The organism is Paraburkholderia denitrificans (assembly GCF_042655705.1).
Taxonomy (GTDB): domain Bacteria; phylum Pseudomonadota; class Gammaproteobacteria; order Burkholderiales; family Burkholderiaceae; genus Paraburkholderia; species Paraburkholderia denitrificans.
Genome location: NZ_JBHSMP010000003.1, coordinates 1 through 19,280, shown reverse-complemented (window position 1 = coordinate 19,280; position 19,280 = coordinate 1). Strand labels below are relative to the sequence as shown.

At 60.2% G+C, this 19,280-nt stretch carries 15 protein-coding genes; 8 read left to right on the top strand and 7 right to left on the bottom strand.

All coding sequences use genetic code 11. The features are described 5' to 3' along the window. Positions 1-235 precede the first annotated feature (235 nt). Positions 236-721, top strand: a complete 486-nt coding sequence (locus ACFPTO_RS00485) for a hemerythrin domain-containing protein (protein ID WP_377708652.1) — start codon at positions 236-238, stop codon at positions 719-721. Between the two features lie 437 nt (positions 722-1,158). Next, positions 1,159-1,710, top strand: coding sequence for a cytochrome b (locus ACFPTO_RS00480; RefSeq protein ID WP_377708650.1), 552 nt, complete (start codon positions 1,159-1,161; stop codon positions 1,708-1,710). 21 nt (positions 1,711-1,731) lie between these two features. Here ACFPTO_RS00480 and ACFPTO_RS00475 read toward each other — a convergent pair whose 3' ends face one another. Then, on the bottom strand, positions 1,732-2,361 hold the full coding sequence (locus tag ACFPTO_RS00475; protein WP_377708649.1) for an AraC family transcriptional regulator ligand-binding domain-containing protein: 630 nt from the start codon (positions 2,359-2,361) through the stop codon (positions 1,732-1,734). A 317-nt stretch (positions 2,362-2,678) separates the two neighbouring features. Here ACFPTO_RS00475 and ACFPTO_RS00470 point away from each other — a divergent pair, with 317 nt between their 5' ends. The 5 genes from ACFPTO_RS00470 to ACFPTO_RS00450 all read left to right on the top strand — a co-directional run bounded on the left by ACFPTO_RS00470 (position 2,679) and on the right by ACFPTO_RS00450 (position 9,710). Next, entirely contained in the window at positions 2,679-4,313 is a 1,635-nt protein-coding gene (locus ACFPTO_RS00470; protein WP_377708648.1) for an AMP-binding protein, read from the top strand. A 666-nt stretch (positions 4,314-4,979) separates the two neighbouring features. After that, positions 4,980-6,677, top strand: coding sequence for a methanol/ethanol family PQQ-dependent dehydrogenase (locus tag ACFPTO_RS00465; RefSeq protein WP_377708646.1), 1,698 nt, complete (start codon positions 4,980-4,982; stop codon positions 6,675-6,677). 119 nt (positions 6,678-6,796) lie between these two features. Then, positions 6,797-8,029 (top strand): c-type cytochrome, encoded by a 1,233-nt coding sequence (locus ACFPTO_RS00460; RefSeq protein ID WP_377708644.1) that lies wholly within the window; start codon positions 6,797-6,799, stop codon positions 8,027-8,029. A 57-nt stretch (positions 8,030-8,086) separates the two neighbouring features. Next, positions 8,087-8,401 (top strand): high-potential iron-sulfur protein, encoded by a 315-nt coding sequence (locus ACFPTO_RS00455; protein ID WP_377708642.1) that lies wholly within the window; start codon positions 8,087-8,089, stop codon positions 8,399-8,401. A 187-nt stretch (positions 8,402-8,588) separates the two neighbouring features. After that, positions 8,589-9,710 (top strand): porin, encoded by a 1,122-nt coding sequence (locus tag ACFPTO_RS00450; protein ID WP_377708641.1) that lies wholly within the window; start codon positions 8,589-8,591, stop codon positions 9,708-9,710. A gap of 41 nt (positions 9,711-9,751) precedes the next feature. On the opposite strand, the gene ACFPTO_RS00445 is transcribed toward ACFPTO_RS00450, so the two are convergent. From ACFPTO_RS00445 to ACFPTO_RS00420, 6 genes are all read right to left on the bottom strand, one after another. Continuing rightward, positions 9,752-10,180 (bottom strand): ExbD/TolR family protein, encoded by a 429-nt coding sequence (locus ACFPTO_RS00445; RefSeq protein ID WP_377708640.1) that lies wholly within the window; start codon positions 10,178-10,180, stop codon positions 9,752-9,754. Then, on the bottom strand, positions 10,171-10,923 hold the full coding sequence (locus ACFPTO_RS00440) for a MotA/TolQ/ExbB proton channel family protein (RefSeq protein WP_377708639.1): 753 nt from the start codon (positions 10,921-10,923) through the stop codon (positions 10,171-10,173). The genes ACFPTO_RS00445 and ACFPTO_RS00440 overlap by 10 nt, the downstream gene beginning before the upstream one ends. A 46-nt stretch (positions 10,924-10,969) precedes the next feature. After that, on the bottom strand, positions 10,970-11,695 hold the full coding sequence (locus ACFPTO_RS00435; protein ID WP_377708638.1) for an energy transducer TonB: 726 nt from the start codon (positions 11,693-11,695) through the stop codon (positions 10,970-10,972). A gap of 19 nt (positions 11,696-11,714) precedes the next feature. Further along, positions 11,715-14,012: a TonB-dependent receptor gene (locus ACFPTO_RS00430; protein WP_377708636.1), complete on the bottom strand. Its 2,298-nt coding sequence runs from the start codon at positions 14,010-14,012 to the stop codon at positions 11,715-11,717. A gap of 72 nt (positions 14,013-14,084) precedes the next feature. After that, entirely contained in the window at positions 14,085-15,611 is a 1,527-nt protein-coding gene (gene exaC, locus ACFPTO_RS00425) for an acetaldehyde dehydrogenase ExaC (RefSeq protein WP_377708635.1), read from the bottom strand. A gap of 440 nt (positions 15,612-16,051) precedes the next feature. Beyond that, positions 16,052-18,097 (bottom strand): sigma-54-dependent Fis family transcriptional regulator, encoded by a 2,046-nt coding sequence (locus ACFPTO_RS00420; RefSeq protein WP_377708634.1) that lies wholly within the window; start codon positions 18,095-18,097, stop codon positions 16,052-16,054. Between the two features lie 368 nt (positions 18,098-18,465). Between ACFPTO_RS00420 and ACFPTO_RS00415 the strand changes: the two genes are divergently transcribed. Further along, positions 18,466-19,280: AMP-binding protein (locus ACFPTO_RS00415; RefSeq protein WP_377708633.1), on the top strand; the 815-nt coding region annotated here is incomplete at its 3' end.

Sequence of the window (19,280 nt, the reverse complement as noted above, 5' to 3'; positions counted from 1 at the left end):
GGAGCGAACGTCCGCGAGGTGCGACAAAATGCTTGCGCCGACCCGTGGGCATTGTGCTTATCTCATAAAAGATGTATCGTTCGTAGATGTTAAGCGCAGGCCGGGCCAATTCCGGTACTACCTGACACGTTGGCGCGCCGATAACAAGGCGGCAGACGTGTAGCGATACGAGTACAAAATGACTTCTGATAGCCGCCTGTTCAAGCCAGCGCCCACTTTTGACGAACCCATCGAAATGCTGAAGGCGTGCCACGAGCGCATTGCCGCTCAGTGCGCGACGCTCGACAAGCTCACGGCGTACCTCCCCGAGCATGGCTCAGATGCGCAGGCGCAGCAGGCAGCCCGAAACATCATGCGCTATTTCGATGTAGCGGGCGCGCATCACCATGCTGACGAGGAACAGGATCTCTTTCCGATGCTGGTCGAAGTCGGTCGACGCCAGGGCCAGGCAGTGGACGAACTGATTGCATCCTTGCTTGGCGAGCATCGATCCATGGAGGCTGCATGGGCGCGATTGCGCGCGGTGCTTGCCGACATTGCCGAAGGAAAAGCTCAGTTGCTCGAGCGTGCCGGGGTGGATGACTTTATCAGCGCTTACGCCAGCCACATCGCCAAGGAAGAGCGCGACGTTCTGGCATTCGCCGAAGCGAATCTGGATCGGGAGCAACTGGCCAGCCTCAGCGCCGTCATGGTGGCGCGCCGCAGCGCTGCGCACCAGTGACGCGGTTTTACGCGTGCCGTACCGGGCCGGGCGCGTGACTTCGGTCGTATCGCGCATTTTCGCTGCGTCTCTCGCCGCTTCTCTCTCCGATACGACACGCTTGCTGACAGCTATTTCGTCTTTGCCTCGCTTGCCTGTGCGTTTGGCCTGCCGGTGAGAATCCGGGCAACGGTTCTTGTTGCTCGGTCGCGGATTAAGGCCTTCAATCCAGTCTGACCTTGAACGGTCCTTTCGTGCGGCTCCTTGGCACGGCGGACTGTCACTTCCAGCCAACACAGGGCGACCCGTCGATTCGGCTCGCCCTCTAGCACTTCAGGGCGTCGCGGGCGTTTAGAAAGCGTTCATGTTGTTGTACATCCTCTCATGCGGTGAAGATAATTTTCATCGTTGAGCAATACCGATCAATGGATCGGCCATAGAAAAAGGATGTTTTAAACATGTCTTCCGCTTCGCGGGCAAGTACACGGCCTCGATCGCCGAACGTCGACCGATATGACCGGTTTTCCCGCGTGCTGCACTGGGCATTTGCGGCCATCATTCTCTACACGATGGCTGCAGGCATCTCGCTTCATTTCATCACGAACCAGAAAATCTGGGGTTTTGTGTCGACGCTCAACATGTCGCTCGCGACGTGCCTGATCGTCCTGTTTCCGATACGGTATTTGTGGTCGTTCTTTCGCAAGACGCCGCCGGAGATTGATTCGATTCCAGAAAAGCAGCGCGCGATTGCGCATCTGGTTCATTCGCTCATTTACACGCTTATCGCCGTGGTGCTTCTGAGCGGATTCATGATGGTGCCTGATGGATACTGGTTGTTCTGGACTGTATTCGTGAAAACGCCGTTCTCCGCCGGGCCGGTCACCGAGCAGTGGTTTGCCGTGCACAAGGTTGCATGCTACACGCTGGCCGCTCTGGTGGCGGCACATGCCGGCGCCGCACTGAAGCATCACTTCGTCTCGAAGAACAATGTTCTGAAGCGCATGCTGTGATGCTTGCTGATGCACGTATCGTCATAGCGGGTCCACCAGCGAGCCGACGGCCAGTCTTCGTGCGCGAGATGAATGTCGTCGGCCACCCGGATATGTTCGGAATCCAGCGTCGGGTAGCGCAAACTGCATGTCGATCAAGGAGTAATACAACGGCGTGCCGGGCTCCGGAAGGACAACCTCGTTGTAAGCCGGGAAGTGCCAGGATGCAGTCTCGCCCTGCTTGTCCCACCAGATACCGATGACACCATTCGCGAGCCGGTGAAATTTGACCGCCGAGTCGAAGGCATGAGCCATCGTTTCCGCGCACAGCGCCGCATACCCGAACATGCCGTAACTGGAGGCGTGCAGCATCCCGCCGACCCGTATTCCGAGATCGGAACCGGGGTATTGATGAATGGCGTTTCGTGCTGCGGTCAGAAACTGCTGTGTCGATGTGAGCGTAAAGGGATTGGCGATTGCGGCCAGATCAAGCCCGGTGCCGCACAGGACGTCGTGCGGATCGAGTCCCACGCTGGACGCAACCGCGATCAGGGCCACAAGCTTTGAGGGCGAGAAACGTTTTTCGCCTAGCGTGGCGCGCCGAACAGGGCTGGATGCTCTGCTATTGGGGCAGCCTGGCCCAACCGGATCCGGTGCGCAATCTTCTTTCATGACTCAAGCCGGGAGAGCGGTTCGATTCGCTTGTTCAACGAAAGCGTGTTGGGGGCGGAGCAAAAATCTCTCCGAGACTATTTATTTGGCGAGTGTCGAGATTACGACAATCCGACAACGTCGTGTACACGGCTCGTGGCCAATTTTAATGGCCGTCTCCGTCATTTCCAAAGCGTGTATCGCACGCCATAGTCGCAGAGAACAACCGTTCATATACGCGGTACTGGACACGCCATTGCCTGTGCGCGGCCGGGCTCAAATGCGGGTAATGCCTGCATGCGAGTGCCGCGTTCGTCCTTGTATTTTTCGGATACTAAATGACTACGAGACACTGGATCGATTCCTATGGATCGATCCCTTCAGATATTGAACCCGATGGTTTCCGCTCGCTGAATGTCATGCTGAATGAGGCGATGACCGGATTCGCCGACAAGCCTGCGTTTCGGGTCGAAGATCGCACGTTATCCTATGCGGACGTCGATCTTTTATCCGCTTCCCTGGCGGCATTTCTGCAGAAAGCTGCCGGCGTTCGCAAAGGCGATCGCGTGGCGGTGATGCTGCCCAACGTACTGGAATTTCCCGTCACCTTCATCGCCGCCACGAAGATCGGCGCCATTGAGGTCAATGTCAATCCGCTTTATACGGCGCCGGAGCTCGAACACCAGCTCAACGACGCGGGCGCCGATGTGATCGTCGTCTGCAGTGAGTCGATGGGAACACTGGCGGACGTCATCGACTGCACGCGGATTCACACCGTCATTTCGGTGGCGCCCGATGAGCCAGGCGAAGCGTCGGATCCATGCGCCGGACATCCGGTGTTGCGCGGCAAAGCGATCACGTTCATGACGGCTCTCGCCAAAGGCCAGCAACTCGTCTACGAGCCGGTCTACCCAAGCGGTGACGATCTGCTTTTGCTGCAATACACGGGGGGCACAACGGGGTTATCGAAAGGCGCCGCGCTGTCACATCGCAACCTGGTTGCGAATATTCTGCAGTTCCGTGCTTTTCTGCCGGACGCGCAAAGACCGGGCAGGGAGGTTGTGGTCACGGCGCTTCCCATGTATCACGTCTTTGCCTTCATGGCGAACTTCCTGTCGTATTTCGTGATCGGCGCGGAAAACTGGCTCGTGGCCAATCCGCGGAAGATCGATACGCTCATCGACATTCTTGAGACCGCGAGACCAACCGTCTTCTTTGGTGTCAACACGCTTTACGCGGGACTCGTCAATCACCCGCGCCTGAAAGAGGTGGACTGGTCGCGCCTTCGATTGTCCGGCGGCGGTGGGTCCGCGATGTTCGAGGCCGTGTCGGCGCAGTGGGAAAAAGCGACGGGAAATTTCATTCGGGAAGGCTATGGCCTTTCGGAAACCTCTCCCATCGTTTCGTTCAATCCGCAGTCCATCAACGATTTCGGCGGCACGGCGGGTCTGCCGGTTCCTTCCACCGATGTCAAGCTGCTCGACGAGAACGGCTGCGAAGCCGGTATCGGGACAGCCGGTGAAATCTGCGTAAGAGGGCCTCAGGTGATGCGCGGCTACTGGAACGCGCCTGAGGCGAATAAACAGGCCTTCACGCCGGATGGCTACTTCCGCACGGGCGATATCGGTGTCTTTAACGATAAGGGCTTTCTGGCGATTGTGGATCGCAAGAAGGACATGGTGATCGTCTCCGGTTTCAACGTTTACCCGAACGAAGTGGAAGCGGTTATCACGGCACTTCCCGGTGTCAGGGAATGCGCGTGCGTCGCCGTGCCGGACGAAAAGACAGGTGAGGCGGTCAAGCTGTTCGTTGTCCAGGCCAAGGAGGAGGGGGTGGATGAGGAGACGCTAATCGCCCACTGCCGTTCCAGGCTAGCCGCTTACAAGGTGCCAAAAATCATCCGGTTTGTCGACGAACTTCCGAAAACCGCGGTCGGGAAAATTCTTCGCCGGGCAATGCACGAAGTTTCGTGACGGACGCCCGTGCGCTCCGGTGAAAGCTCGCACCGGAATCGAATCAATCATGTTTTTCCAAAATAAAGACGGAGACAACGAGCAATGAAATTTCGCTATCACCAATGCTCACGTGTCGGCCGCTTTTCAGCAGGCACTGAGTACGCAGTTGACCGGTGGCGCAACAGCGCGGCTGCCAACCGGCGCGCATGTCGATAGCGAATGGTCCCCCGTGTTTAACGGAGGTATTGCGTACCAATTCGATAAACACTGGTCAGCCGCGTTTTCGATTTCTTATCTTCCGTTTTCGACCAAGGCCAACCTGACCACCCGGCTCCCGACTGGGGTATTACCGGACCACTGCCCATTACCTCTCCCGTAGCGCATGGCGACCGCACTGTTTGCGGGTGCTCCACGCAGCGGTGTCCTGTTTGGTGACATGTGAAACGAGGGGTGTGACGAAATGCGACAGATGCAGTCATTCAAGGCGCTCGGGCAAACCCTGACGTGACTGTCGAAAAATCTTCAGATAGCTTGACCAGTATGACGTGCGGCATTCTGGCACGGAGTGTGCTTTAAGGATGTCAGTTGAATCGGTGCCTACTCGGGTGTCCGGTTTATCTGCCTGTCGCGCCAATCCAAAATCTGGAGACGAAAATGAGAAAACGTGCTGTTTACGCACACCGAATGACGAAGTTGGCTATGGGAATCGCCGCGGTCGCAATGCTGGCCGGCGGCATGGCCCGTGCGGCTTCGGACTATCAGGACGTGACCTTCGAGCGGCTGGAAAACGCGCAGAGCGATCCGGGCTGGTTGACCTACTACCGCACGTACAACGGTCAATCGCACTCGTCCCTCAATCAGATCACCGCAGCGAATGTGGGCGATCTCAAGGCGGCGTGGACCTATAAGTTTCCCGAGGAATTGAAGCAGGGCTTCGAAGCGACACCGATCGTCAACGGCAATTATCTGTTCATTACCACGCCGAAGAACAACGTCTACGCATTCGACGCAAAAACCGGCGAAAAACTCTGGAACTACGAACCGAAGCTGGGCGCCGAGTCGTTCAAGACGGCCTGCTGTGACGTGGTCAATCGCGGTGTCGCCCTGTACGGCAAGAACGTCTATGTCGCGATGCTGAGCGGCGAAGTGGCTGCGCTCGACGCGAAAACCGGCGATCTGGTGTGGAAGAAGCAGATGTTCGATCCGGGCCTCGGCTACGCGTTCTCGCTGGCGCCGCTCGCGCTGAACGATTCGATTCTCGTGGGCACGTCGGGTGGCGAGTATGGGATTCGCGGCTATATCGCGGCGCTGAGCCCGAAGGACGGTTCGATCCAGTGGAAGCGGTACACGATCCCGGGCAAGGGCGAGAAGGGCAGCGAAACGTGGCCCGACGGCATGCAGGAGCACGGCGGCGGTGCCGCATGGCTGACGGGTACGTTCGATCCGAAATCGAAGACGTTGTATTGGGGCGTGGGTAACCCCGGACCGTGGCTGGCGGCGCTGCGCCCGGGCGACAACCTGTATTCGGATTCGCTGCTCGCGCTCAATCCGGCCAACGGCGATCTGAAGTGGCATTACCAGTACACGCAGAACGACACGTGGGACTACGACGGCGTGAACACGCCGATCCTCGCCAAGATCAACTATGAAGGCAAGGATCACAACGCGATCATCCACGCCGACCGCAACGGCTTCTTCATTGCCCTCGATCGCGACACCGGCAAGCTGATTTACGCCAAGCCGTTCGTCAAGGCGACCTCGGTCACCGGCTACACGGCCGATGGCCGCCCGATTGCGGACGCAAGCAAGTATCCGAAGGCGGGCACGACGATCGATACCTGCCCGAGCTTCCTCGGCGGCAAGAACTGGTGGTCGATGTCGTACGACCCGGTTCGCCATATCGCCGTGGTGCCGACCCTGCATGCCTGCATGAGCTTGTCCGGCAAACGGGTCAGCTACATGGAAGGGCTGCCGTTCCTGGGCGAAGGCTTCGAGATCAAGCCTGAACCGGGTAGCGAAGGCTTCGGCGAACTGCAGGCCATCGACGTGAATACGGGCAAGAAGCTCTGGAGCCACTGGACCAAGATGCCCTGGAATGGCGGCGTAGCGACGACGTCGACCGGTCTGTCGTTCAGCGGTTCGCTCGACGGTCACCTGTACGCGTTCGATACCGCCACCGGCAAGATCCTCTGGACGAGCCCGCAACTCGCAAGCGGCGTCATCGCTCAGCCTTCGGTGTTCGCAGTCGACGGCAAGGAATATGTCGCGGTGGTGGCCGGTTACGGCGGCGCCAATCCGATCTGGGGTGGTCCGATGGCCGACATTGCCAAGGATGTTCCGCGCGGCGGCACGCTGTACGTGTTCGCGCTCGGCCAGAACTGATCCCCGCGCCTGGTCGCATTTAGTGAAGTTTAGTAACGTTTAGTCGAGTTTTTGGTCTTGTTTTATCCGTGCCCTGCTGCACGCAGGGCACGGCTTGCCTGCCTCAATCGGAACGCATCATGAAGAATATTCGATCGACCTCCCTGATTTTTGCCACCCTGATCGCTGCAGGGGCGGCAAGCATGCCGTCAATCGCCGCGGCGCGGACTGTTCGGGTTTGCATGTTTCCTGGCAACCCCACGGCAGCGCTGGACACGTCCGTGGCGCGCGAAGTTTTTCGCGTTGCCGGTATCGCAGCGACGATCAGCGAAAAGGGCATCAAGGACGGTGACGACGATGGCGTTTCGACGCATGAGCTCGTGAAATCGCTGGCGCACGATTGCGACGTGGTCGCCGGGTTCCCGGTGTCGTCGAACGCCGACCAGCGCGGAACATCCATGTTGTACTCGCAACCGTATCTGCACTCTGGCTATGTGAGCATTGCGCCGCACGGCGCGGGCGCCGCGACGCCGGAACATGAAACGATTGCCGCAACTTATTCCAGTCCGTCCCAACTGATCGCAGTCCAGCAGCGATATGCACACTACGATCTGGAGAATACCTCGGAGCAAACCGTCAACGCGGTTGCGACGAAGCGTGCTCAACGCGCCATCGTCTGGTATCCGGCGGTCGTGGCTTATGAGCACGCGCATCCGCATCAGCGCTTCGACGTGACATCGGTGACGTCGGAGTATTCGGGCTGGACCCTCGTGTTCGCGCTCAACTCGGGCGACGACGACCTGCGGCAACGTATCGACGCGGCGCTGACGAAATTGCGCGAGAGCGGCGCACTGGCCAGGCTCACGCGTGACTGGGCGCTGCCCGACAACATGCATGCGGCGGCAGTCAGCCGGCCGGTCCATGCGCGGCCCGCAGCCGGTGGAATTCGCCTCGCAGGCTATACGGTTTCTTCCGGCTCACCCTTCGGCGGCGGCTTTATCAAGGTGGCGGACAGTACGGCCAGCGCCGGGGTGCCGTCGTTCGACAAGGAGCAGGTGGCGCATGGACAGGCGCTTTATACCAGTTCCTGTGCGAAATGCCACGGCGACAAGCTGGAGGGCAACGTCGGTCCCGCGTTGAGCGGCCCGGCATTCGCTCCGGCCGAGCATTCTCATATCACGGTCAGCGGTATTTTCCAGTACATGTCCAACAACATGCCCGCCGATCATCCAGGCCAGATGAAGGACGCGGATTATGCCGACCTGATGGCGTTCCTGCTCTACCAGAACGGCTACGACGCCGGTAAGGGTCACCTGACAGCAGACATCGCGAACGACTCCTCGGCACCGCTCAACGCCGGCCCGCGCAAATAACTGAAGATCGGCCGTCCAGGGATTGAATTTAAAATCTGTTTATTGAGGATTGCGAAAATGATTTCAAAAGCAAGACGAGTGTTCATGATCCAATCGATCGGCGTATGCGCGTCGCTCGCCATTGCGCAAGGTGCGAAAGCGGATACGCCGCTCGTCGATGAAAACGACGCGGCTGCCAAGGGACTGGGTTACCACGCCCAGGCAAGCACGGTCGATGCCGCTCACACCCCCAAATACCAGGCCGGCCTGAAGTGTGCCAACTGCCGCTTCTTCAAGGGAGCGTCGAACGAGGCATCGGGGGCTTGCCCGATGTTTCCCGGCAAGAATGTGTCCGCGGAAGGCTGGTGCAACGTCTACGCGAAGCGCGTCTGATCGAATGTAGCTGCGGATATTGACTGTAGCTCGCTGATATTTGACTTTGTCAATCAATATAACAATCAATGTGTTCGAGGAGGCGCGTATAGGAGATCTTGAAGTGCGCGATCCCATATCCTGACTGGAGGGGATGGTGGGAAATCAAACGAAGTGAAACGAAATCACTCGAATAACTAGAGACACGATGAAAAAACGACATTTTCGAAAGACCTTCTTGGTGGCGGTGCTGGGTGGAGCGTCGGGTGTGGCGTCGGCGCAATCGTCTGTGACCTTGTACGGTACGATCGATGCCGGTGTGCTGTATCAGAACCGTGCGGCAACGGGATCGGGCAGTCAGGTTCAACTCGCGACCGGCGGCATCGCCCCGAGCATCTGGGGTCTTAGAGGGGTTGAGGACCTCGGTGGCGGCATGAAGACCATCTTCAATCTCGAAGGGCATTTCAGCAGCAATAACGGCACGATGACCAGCGGTCCTGGATTCACGTCGGAGATATTCCGGCGCCAGGCCAATGTCGGACTCAGCACCAACTGGGGCACGGTCACACTCGGACGGATGTATAGCCCGTCGCTGCTGGCCGCCATTGCGACCGAGCCGAGAGGTTTTGCCGAGAACCTGTCGAACCTTTATACGTGGGCATACAACCAGTTGCCTGCGCCGAACAACGCTGAAGGCGCGGGCACCAATCCCAGCAACGACGTTGGCGTGTTCATCGGCAACGCCGTGCAGTATTCGAATACGTTGGGCCCGGTCTGGGTGGGCACCGCCTGGTCGTTCGGCGGCGTACCCGGCACCCTCAAGAACGGAAGCGAACTGTCGTTGGGCGCGACTTATACCGGCCCGTTTACCGCATCGGCGGCGTATCAGTCGATTGCCGACAGTGTGACGGGGGAAAACGTCAGCCGCCTGTGGAATTTCGGTGTGGCGATGTCGTACGGTCCGCTTACGGGCAAGCTCAACTATCTCGGCGTGATCGATCGCTCGGTCTTTGGATCGGACATTTCGAACGTGCGCTCCATCAGCCCCGGCATCGATTACCGGTGGAATTTCGCCAATACGCTGACGCTGGCGGGCTATTACAACACCTATAGCGGCGCGCACAGAAGCATCACACGATCACTGGTGTTGAGTGACAATTACTCGCTGTCGAAACGCACCACGTTGTATGCGCAGGTCGCCTATGTCGACGCCGGCGTAGTCGGAACAGCCGATCCGCTCGAAGGACTCAAAACGTCTATCGTATCGGGCGGTACGGCAGCGGGTGCGAAGACGGTCCTTGCGAACGTCGGCATCATGCACCACTTCTGATCGGTATCTGAACAGAAAGACGAAGCATCAAATGGGACGGCTCACGGCCGTCCCTGCGGATCGGTCACGAAACCGATTTGTGTCATGCCTGCCGCTTGCGCTTGAGACATCACGTCCGCGACGCGCTCATAGCGCACGGCACGGTCCGCATGAAGGCGCAGCTCGGGGCGCGGGCTCGCCGCAGCTGCCGCGCTCAGTCGCGCGGCAAGCGTGCCGTTTTCGATACGCGTGCCATTCCAGAAGATCGATCCATCCGCCGCGATGCCCACGTCCACATGCTGCGCCGCCGTTGCCTCGGGTTGACTGACGACGCGCGGCAATTCGATCTTCAGCGCATGCTGCATCGCGGGTATCGTCACCATAAACACGATCAACAGTACGAGCATGACGTCGACGAGCGGCGTCATGTTGATCTCGTTCATCAGCGCATCGTCGTCGGCGTCGTCGCTGAAAGGTGCGTTCATTGCCATTCGAGTGCTCCGTTATTGTCGTCGACGCGCTGCGCGCGTGCCGCCGTAGCGCCACGCGAGGCAGGCCGCATGTCCGCCACGAGATAGGCATGCAGATCGTGCGCGAAACGGTTGAGCTTGCGTACGACGGCGCGATTGGCGCGTGTCAGCGCGTTATAGCCGAGCACGGCCGGGATCGCGACGAAGAGCCCGAACGCGGTCATGATCAGCGACTCGCCGACCGGGCCCGCTACATGGTCGAGCGCGGCCGTCCCGCTCGCGCCGATCGCGACGAGAGCGTGATAAATCCCCCAGACGGTGCCGAAGAGACCCACGAACGGCGCGGTGCTGCCGATGGACGCGAGCATCGCAAGACCGCCTTGCAGGCGTGCGATCCACTCGTCGAGCGTGTCTTTGAGGCAGCGTGTGATCCACTCCGAAGCGTCGATGCGCAGGTGTATCTGCGGATCGGCATCGCGATGATGCGCCGCGGCAGTCTTGCCCGCGTGCGCGAGGGCAAGTAACGGATTGTGCTGCAGAGGCATTCCGGCGATGTCCAGGCCTTGTAGGCCGGCTTCGAATGAGCCCGCATGCCAGAACGGCGTAACGGCACGATCGACGTAGCGTGCGAGCCGGACGATGCGCACGAGCTTCACGACGATCACGACCCAGGAGAGCACCGACATCGTAAATAGCACGATGAGGATCGAGCGCGTGACGATATCGCCTTGCGACCAGACGTTTTCAAGTCCGTAATGTTGCATAACGCGTTCTCCATGACCGCCGCTGCGGCGGGTTCTTTCGATCGGATCAGTTATCGAGCCCGAATGTGAAGGGCTGCTCGAACGTTACCGGTATGGGCACGCCCGCTTCGAGATACGGGTGACATGTGCTGCCCTGCAACGCGCCGAGCGCGGCTTCGTCGAGGCGCGGTGAGCCGCTGCTACGCTTTAATTGCGCGTGTTGAATGTGCCCATCCGTGTCCACGACAAAGCGCACGAGTGCCGTGCCGGTTTCGCCACGTCGGCGCGCCGCTTCGGGGTAATCGGGTTGCGCGATGCTGCAATCGATATGCGAAACCGGTTTCGGGGTGCGTATTTCCTGCGGCGGCGAAGCCGGCTGTGCTGCTGGCGCTGCTGGCGGCGTGGCCGGTTTCGACGTGGCGGGTGCGGTTGACGGTGGCGGCGCAATATTCGCTTCGCGCTGTGGTGTTGTTTCGATGCGCTGCGCCGGTTGCGGTTGCAACGGCGCGGTGTTATTGCGATTTGCTTTCGGCAACGGGTGTGGCTGTGGCTGTGGCCGCGGCTGCGAGCGGTTGGGTTCGACTGCCGGTGTGCGTGCCGGAACGATTGCGCGCTGCGGCGCAGGTGCTGCGACGGCGGGCGGCGCGGGCAGCAGGCGCGCGACGATCGTGCGTGGTGCTTCGAGCGGCACCACGCGCACCGTTTGCGCGCGCATCAGCCACAACGCGAGTGCGGCATGGAGCGCGAGGACGGCGACGAACACCACGACGACGTCGTGCGCCGGGTATTTCATCGACACGAATTGCGCGGCATTACTTCCAGGCATAGCGCAGCCCCGCCCACACGCCGCGCGGTGCGCCCACGCCGACGAACTGTTCGCTCACGGGGTTCGCCGGATCGAACGAGTGACCCGGCCCGTTGAAGAAGTTTTCTCCCAATACGCCAAAACTCGCGTATTGCCGGTCGAGCAGGTTCGTCACGGTTGCGAAGATCTGCAACTGCTTCGTCACATTCCACGTCGCGTCGAGATCGATCAGGAAATAGCTGGCGATCTTGCCATTCGCATCCTGGTTGTCTTCGTCGCCGCGCGCAAAGATGCTGCCGCGCCAGGTGAGATTCGCACCGAAATTGACCTGCGAAACCGGCGTGTAATCGAGCCTCAACTTCACCGAATTGGCCGGAATGCCCGGAATACGGTCGCCGGGTCGCACGACGATGTTGCCGTTCGCATCGGCGCTCGAATTGTTCCGGCTGCTTGAAACGAAAGTCGACTGATAAGTTGCATCGACATAGCTATAGTTCGCGCCGATGCCGACCGGCCCGATGCGCGTGCGTGCACCCGCCTCGAAGCCCTGGCGGCGCGTTTTGCCGACATTCTGGAAGTAACCCTGGCTGGTCGCACCGCTGCTGATGAATTGAATGTCGTCGGAGAGCGTCGTGCGCCAGGCCGCTGCATTCCATGTGGTGGCCGAGCCGATCCGCCCGCGCGCGCCGATCTCGAACGTCTTTGCGATCACGGGGCGCAGATCCGGATCGGCGAGGAAATCGTTCGGCAGCGAGCAGGGCGCATTCGGGTCCGCGCAGGCGAGCTCGATCACCGTGGGCGAGCGCATGCCTTCGTTGTAGGTCGCATATACCGTGAGCGCTGTCGACGGGTTCCAGTTCAGACCGACGGCGGGGTTGAAGCGCGAGAACGTGTGACGTCCATCGAGCGCGGGCTGCTGGCCGCTTTCATCGCCGATGTCGGCGCGTGCCCAGTCGTAGCGACCCGATACCGTGGCCGAGAGTTGCTGCGTGAGTGACAGCGTGTCGCTGAAGTAGAAACCGTAGTTGGCGCTATGCGTCTTCGCGTTGGTCTGCAACAGAAAGTCGCCGACGCCGACCGCCGCGCGTGTTGCGGTGAAGGTGGCGTCCTGTACGGATTGCAGATATTGCGAATTCGCGAGGTCGGCGCTTGCACCGAGCACCAGATCGTTTTTCATGCCGAGCAGCTTGCCGAGCAGCGTCAATTGCAGGCTCGAACCGTAGCTGTCGGTTGTCACGTCGGAAAGCGCGTTGGTGCCTTCCGGCGAGTTGGGATCGGTCGGATCGAAATCGTTGTTGTTGTTGCTGCTGGTATTCCTGTTGTCGTAGTGGCGATAGTAGATATTGCCGCTCAATTCGACGTTGTCGCTGAAGTAATGATCGCCCGAGAGGGTGACCCATGCGGCGCTGTTCTGGTTCTGGTCCGGGTAGGTGTAGGCCTGACGCGGATTGTCGAGGAACGAGCGCGGAATTGTCTGCGAGCCCTGGAGCGTGTTGTCGGCGCCGCCTGCCGAGAGCGAGAGCGTCGTATCGGCGTCCGTGTAACGCAGTTTGCCGAAGCCCTGGCGCACCTTGCTCGCATTGTGGTCGGCCCAGCCGTTATCGTTCGCGACGTTGCCGGTCACGTAGTAGTCGAGGTTCGAGCCAATCGTGCCGCCCTGTTCGACTTGCGCGGTTTTTCGTCCCCACGAACCGCCGCTGATTTCGGCGCTGCCGCCGGGATGATTGCGGCCATTCTTCGTCGCCAATGCGAGCGCGCCACCCAGCGTATTGAAACCGTAGGTCGGGTTCGAGCCGGGAATCAGCTGGATCGTGTCGATGGCGGCGAGCGGAATCAGATCCCAGTTGACGACGTCGCCGAACGGTTCGTTCACGCGCACGCCGTCGAGGAACACCGAAAGCCCTTGTGGCGTGCCGAGCAGCGGCGATGCCGTGAAGCCGCGATAGTTCACGTCGGTTTGCCACGCGTTGCCCTGAGCCTCGTTGATATCGACGCTCTGGAGGTTTTTCTCGAAGTAGTCGGAAAGGGTTGCGCGGTGTTGCTGTTCGATGTCGCGCGCGCGTACCGTTTGCACGTTCGCGGGAACCTGCGTGAGCGGCGTGCCAATGCCGAGCAGCGGTGTCGTGCCGATCACGACGATGGGCGCGAGTTGCTTTGCGGCCGTGTCGTCGCCAGCCGCGGTGGATGGTGCGCTCTGTGCCAGGACGAGGTGCGGGACACCCGCAAGCGTTGTGCCGAAGGTAAGCATGAGGCCCACGCGGCGCCTGATGTGCAGCCAGACAGGATAGCTTTGGAGGAGGCGCATGATTTTTATTATAGGCACAACGGGAGTGAACGATGGCCCCTATGGGGCCATCGTTCTACCAGACCACCGGAATCAGAAGAAACCGAGTGCGTCGGCTTCGTAACTCACCAGCAGACACTTCGTATGCTGATAGTTCGACAGCGCCATCTTGTGCGTCTCGCGCCCAATGCCGGATTGCTTGTAGCCACCGAACGCCGCGTGCGCGGGATACAGGTGATAGCAATTGGTCCACACGCGCCCGGCTTCGATCTCGCGGCCCATGCGATAGGCGCGTGAGCCGTCGCGCGACCAGACGCCCGCACCCAGTCCGAAGAAGGTGTCGTTCGCGATCGCGATGGCTTCTTCTTCGTTCTTGAACGTCATCACCGATGCGACCGGGCCGAAAATTTCCTCCTGGAACACACGCATCTTGTTGTTGCCGAGCAGCATCGTCGGCTTGACATAGAAGCCTGCGTCCAGATCGGATGAGAGCGTGGCCTGTCCGCCGCCGGTCAGGCATTGCGCGCCTTCGTTGCGTCCGATATCGATATACGACAGGATCTTGTCGAGCTGTTGCTTTGATGCCTGCGCACCGATCATCGTCTGCATGTCGAGCGGATTGCCGGCCTTGATGCGTTCGACGCGTGCTACCGCGCGTTCGATGAATTGCTCGTAGATCGATTCCTGAATCAGGATACGCGACGGGCAGGTGCAGACTTCACCCTGATTCAGGGCGAACATCGCAAGGCCTTCCAGTGCCTTGTCGAGGTACGCGTCGTCATGGTCGAGCACATCGGCGAAGAAGATATTCGGGCTCTTGCCGCCCAGTTCGACAGTCGAGGGAATCAGGTTATCGGCTGCCGCGCGCAGAATGCGCTTGCCGATCGGCGTCGAACCCGTGAACGCGATCTTGGAGATACGCGTGCTGGTGGCCAGTGCTTCGCCCGCTTCCTTGCCAAAACCGTTCACGATATTGATCACGCCCGGCGGGAACAGATCGCCGATCAATTCCATCAGGACCAGAATCGATGCCGGTGTCTGCTCGGCGGGCTTCATCACGACGCAACAACCTGCCGCGAGTGCCGGCGCGAGTTTCCAGGCTGCCATCAGCAGCGGGAAATTCCAGGGGATGATCTGACCGACCACGCCGATCGGCTCGTGGAAGTGGTACGCGACGGTGTTGTCGTCAATTTCCGAAATACCGCCTTCCTGCGCGCGGATGCAGCCCGCGAAGTAGCGGAAGTGATCGACGGCGAGCGGCAGGTCGGCAGCCATCGTCTCGCGCAGCGGCTTGCCATTGTCGATGGTCTCCGCCACGGCCAGAAGCTTCAGATTCTGTTCCATCTTGTCGGCGGCTGCGAGCAGCAGGTTCGCGCGATTGGCGACCGACGTCTTGGCCCACTTGCGGCGGGCGGCGTGCGCGGCATCGAGAGCGGCGTCGACATCGGCCGCGTTCGAGCGCGGGATCTCACAGAACACGCGGCCATTGATTGGCGAGATGTTCTCGAAATATTCCTGGCTGATCGGTGCGACCCATTTGCCGCCGATGTAGTTCTCGTACCGGTTGCGATAGGGGTATTCGATATCGATGCCAAGCTGTTTCAGATCGAAGGGATTCAATTGGTATCTCCGGTTCATTGTTTGGAGTAGAACAACGTGAGTGCCGCGCAGGCATCTAAAGCAATATGCGTACCATGATTAAAGAACACTGATCTGGAAGCGTTACCTGCGAACCCGGATCGCGATCGGGCAACAGGCATGTGTTGCATTTTGGTTCAGGTGCTGCGTCGGGATGGACAGTTATGGCGCAATTGCGGACATGTTTATATTTCGGATCGCTGATTTAGATTGTATGGCTCGAATCCTCATTATCCAAAGCGATGCCGCTTCGAAATCACATTCGCTGACCGTCTCTGGCGGCATCGCCGCGAAATGAGGGAAATCTACATACGAAAGAGGGATATATCGACCACAACAGGTGTTCATTTATTGAACACCTGTTGTGAATTAGAGCGCCAAATGTGACAGATGCGCGCAGTGGCTGGCCGCTGATCGATGCGTCAGTCATCGGTCGGCTCGACTGACGGCATTCGCCGGTAGATAGTGGTGCGCGATACGCCGAGCGCGCGCGCCGCCGCGGATACGTTGCCGCCATGGTGAGTGAGCGCGGAGGCGATAGCTGCCGTCGCGACGTCCTGCAAGCGTGTGTTAGTCGCGGCCAGGACATCCGCATTGGGCGGCGTGCCTGACGTGAGCGACGTGGGCGACGTGAGCGACGTAAGCGGCGTGTCGCACTGCGCCGGTGGATTGCGGCAACTGACGTTGTCGAAGAAATCGTCGGGCAGATGTTCGCGCCGGATTACACCGTCTTCGTCGACCATGGCCGCGGCCGTGCGCAGCAGGTTGCAAAGCTGCCGGAAATTGCCCGGCCAGGCACAGCTTTCGAATAGCGCCATCACCTCGGGCTCGATGCTCAGTGGCGGTTGGTGCGCGCTCTCGTGCGCGTTCTCGTATGCGTTTCCGTGTGACTCGTACTGCAGCATCTTCTGGACGACGATGGCCAGGTCGGTACGGTCGCGCAAGGGTGGCAGCCGCACCGTGAGGCCGTTGAGCCGGTAATAAAGGTCCTCGCGGAAACGGTTCTGAGCGATCATGTCGCGCAAGTCGCGGTGCGTCGCGCAGATGATCGAGAGGTTCACGGGAATGGCCTTCGTCGAGCCGAGCGGATTGACGACCCGCTCCTGCAGCACGCGCAGCAGCCGCGCCTGCAGCGGATGCGGCATGTCGCCGATTTCGTCGAGAAAGAGCGTGCCGCCGTCGGCCTGCAGCAATTTGCCGATGGCTCCCTTGCGTCGCGCGCCGGTGAACGCGCCTTCTTCATAGCCGAACAGTTCGGATTCGATCAGCGATTCAGGGATCGACGCGCAATTGACTGCCGTGAACGGCCCGTCACGCCGCGACGAATCATTGTGGATGGCCTGCGCGAGCAGTTCCTTGCCCGTGCCGGTTTCACCGGTGATCAAGATCGGGATGTCCTTGTCGATGACCTTGCGCACCTTGGTGATCACCGACGCGACCTGCGGGTCCCCGGTATCGAGATATTTAAGCCGCGATAATCCTGCCGCCACGCCCGAGGCCTGAGCGCCGGTCGTGCGTGCGGATGGATTAGCCGCGTCGTGAACCTCGGGTGGTCGGCTGTTGGGCATGTGTGTGGCGCGCCGGAACTGCACGCGTGCGCACACCACCGCGCTATTGCCGAGGTTCAGCATCAGATGCTGGTCGGCGCTGGTGCGCATGCGTTCGATCAGTTGCGCGCACGTCACGTCGAACAGCGACGGCAGCGTGTGGGCGCGCAACGCGGCCAGCGGCATGCCGAGCTGGAACTGCGCACTGCGGTTCGCGGACAGGAACCGGCCATCGGCCGTGAACGCGACGATCCCCTCCATCAACGTACCGAGGAACTCGGGCCGTCCGTGGAACGACACGCGCAGGGCTTCCCGAAAGGTCGCCGTAAACAGATGGTTCTCGATCATCTGCACGGACATCCTGGCGAGCGCCATCGTGTGCTGGTGATAACTGCGGTGGTCGCCGGTTACGTCGAGCACGCCGGCCACGTCGCCGTGCGGATCGAGGATCGGCACGCTCGAACAGGTCATGAAGTGATTCGCGGCGAGGTAATGCTGATCGCCGTGGACAACCATCGGGCGCAATTCGGCGAGCGCCGTGCCGATCGCGTTGGTGCCCTGCTGGTCTTCAGCCCAGTTCGCACCGGCGAACAGTGCGACCTTTGCGGCGCGGGGAAGAAAGTCGTCGTCGCCGATCGAGTGCAGGATCAGGCCTTGTGCGTCGGTGAGCACGATCATGCTGTGCGTGTTGGCGATCTGTTCGTGCAGCGTCTCCATCACTGGCATTGCTTGCATGCACAACATGTGGTTCTGCTCGCGCTTGAGTTCGAGCGCCGCGCTCGAAAGGACGTCGTAGTCGGGTCGTATGCTCACCCGCAGGCCGAAAGTCTCGGATCGCTCATGGGCCTTCTGGATTTCCGCTGGTGGCCAGTTAGCCGGCGTGCCGCCTGCCGTGGCCGCCTGATGAACGTCATCGCGCATTGTCTCCTCCGGGGAATGTGGCCGGGTGTTTGCCAGACTGTTTTCAATCCATGAAGCAAGTACCGGGCCAAACAAGCACACGGCATACGCGATTTGCAAAATCAATTAGCGCAACGGCTATCGAAACCACGGGTATGGCGCGCAACTGTTCAGAAAATGATCAGGGTGCATCGTATTAGGGCAGTGGGGGAGCGCGTCTTCGCTCCTTTCCCTTGGAATCAGGCGCTTTCAGGCTTTGGCACGGTTCGTGCTGTCAGTTGTCGGGGTCACTTCAAGCCGCCGAATCAATGGAGATTTTTCTAAACAGTTTCACGATGTTCAGGCCGCGAAACGGTCGGAATATGCAGTGAAGGAGACAGGGAGAGAAGATGTCTACGATTGAATCAGTTCTTCACGAGGACCGCGTTTTCGCGCCATCCGCGCAAATGGTGGCGAATGCGACGGTGTCCGGTATGGACGCCTACAACGCACTGTGCGCGGAAGCCGAGCGCGATTACGAGGGCTTCTGGGCGCGTCTCGCACGCGAAACCCTGAGCTGGCAGAAGCCCTTCTCGAAGGTGCTCGACGAATCGAACGCGCCGTTCTACACGTGGTTCGAGGACGGCGAGCTCAACGCTTCGTACAACAGCCTCGACCGTCACGTCGAAGCGGGCCTTGGCGAGCGCGTCGCGATCCACTTCGAAGCCGACGACGGCACCGTTACCGACGTCACGTACCGCGATCTGCTCGGACGTGTGTCGCGCTTTGCGAACGCGCTCAAAAAGCGCGGCGTGAAGAAGGGCGACCGCGTCGTGATCTACATGCCGATGTCGGTCGAAGGCGTGGTTGCGATGCAGGCATGCGCACGCATCGGTGCGACGCATTCGGTGGTGTTCGGCGGCTTCTCGTCGAAGTCGCTCAACGAGCGCGTGGTCGACGTGGGCGCGGTCGCGCTCATCACCGCCGACGAGCAGATGCGCGGCGGCAAGGCGCTGCCGCTGAAGAACATCGCCGACGAAGCACTCGCCATGGGCGGCTGCGAAGCGGTGCACAGCGTGATCGTGTACCAGCGCACGGGCGGCAAGGTGACGTGGCACGAAGGCCGCGACTACTGGATGCACGAACTCTCGCAGGCCGAGAGCGACACCTGCGCGCCGGTGCCGGTGGGTGCGGAGCATCCGCTGTTCATCCTCTACACGTCGGG

Bases quoted from the DNA above. Each gene is read 5' to 3' on its own strand.
- ACFPTO_RS00485 (WP_377708652.1), top strand. From the start codon at position 236: ATGCTGAAGGCGTGCCACGAGCGCATTGCCGCTCAGTGCGCGACGCTC.
- ACFPTO_RS00480 (WP_377708650.1), top strand. From the start codon at position 1,159: ATGTCTTCCGCTTCGCGGGCAAGTACACGGCCTCGATCGCCGAACGTC.
- ACFPTO_RS00475 (WP_377708649.1), bottom strand. From the start codon at position 2,361: ATGAAAGAAGATTGCGCACCGGATCCGGTTGGGCCAGGCTGCCCCAAT.
- ACFPTO_RS00470 (WP_377708648.1), top strand. From the start codon at position 2,679: ATGACTACGAGACACTGGATCGATTCCTATGGATCGATCCCTTCAGAT.
- ACFPTO_RS00465 (WP_377708646.1), top strand. From the start codon at position 4,980: ATGACGAAGTTGGCTATGGGAATCGCCGCGGTCGCAATGCTGGCCGGC.
- ACFPTO_RS00460 (WP_377708644.1), top strand. From the start codon at position 6,797: ATGAAGAATATTCGATCGACCTCCCTGATTTTTGCCACCCTGATCGCT.
- ACFPTO_RS00455 (WP_377708642.1), top strand. From the start codon at position 8,087: ATGATTTCAAAAGCAAGACGAGTGTTCATGATCCAATCGATCGGCGTA.
- ACFPTO_RS00450 (WP_377708641.1), top strand. From the start codon at position 8,589: ATGAAAAAACGACATTTTCGAAAGACCTTCTTGGTGGCGGTGCTGGGT.
- ACFPTO_RS00445 (WP_377708640.1), bottom strand. From the start codon at position 10,180: ATGGCAATGAACGCACCTTTCAGCGACGACGCCGACGACGATGCGCTG.
- ACFPTO_RS00440 (WP_377708639.1), bottom strand. From the start codon at position 10,923: ATGCAACATTACGGACTTGAAAACGTCTGGTCGCAAGGCGATATCGTC.
- ACFPTO_RS00435 (WP_377708638.1), bottom strand. From the start codon at position 11,695: ATGAAATACCCGGCGCACGACGTCGTCGTGGTGTTCGTCGCCGTCCTC.
- ACFPTO_RS00430 (WP_377708636.1), bottom strand. From the start codon at position 14,012: ATGCGCCTCCTCCAAAGCTATCCTGTCTGGCTGCACATCAGGCGCCGC.
- ACFPTO_RS00420 (WP_377708634.1), bottom strand. From the start codon at position 18,097: ATGCGCGATGACGTTCATCAGGCGGCCACGGCAGGCGGCACGCCGGCT.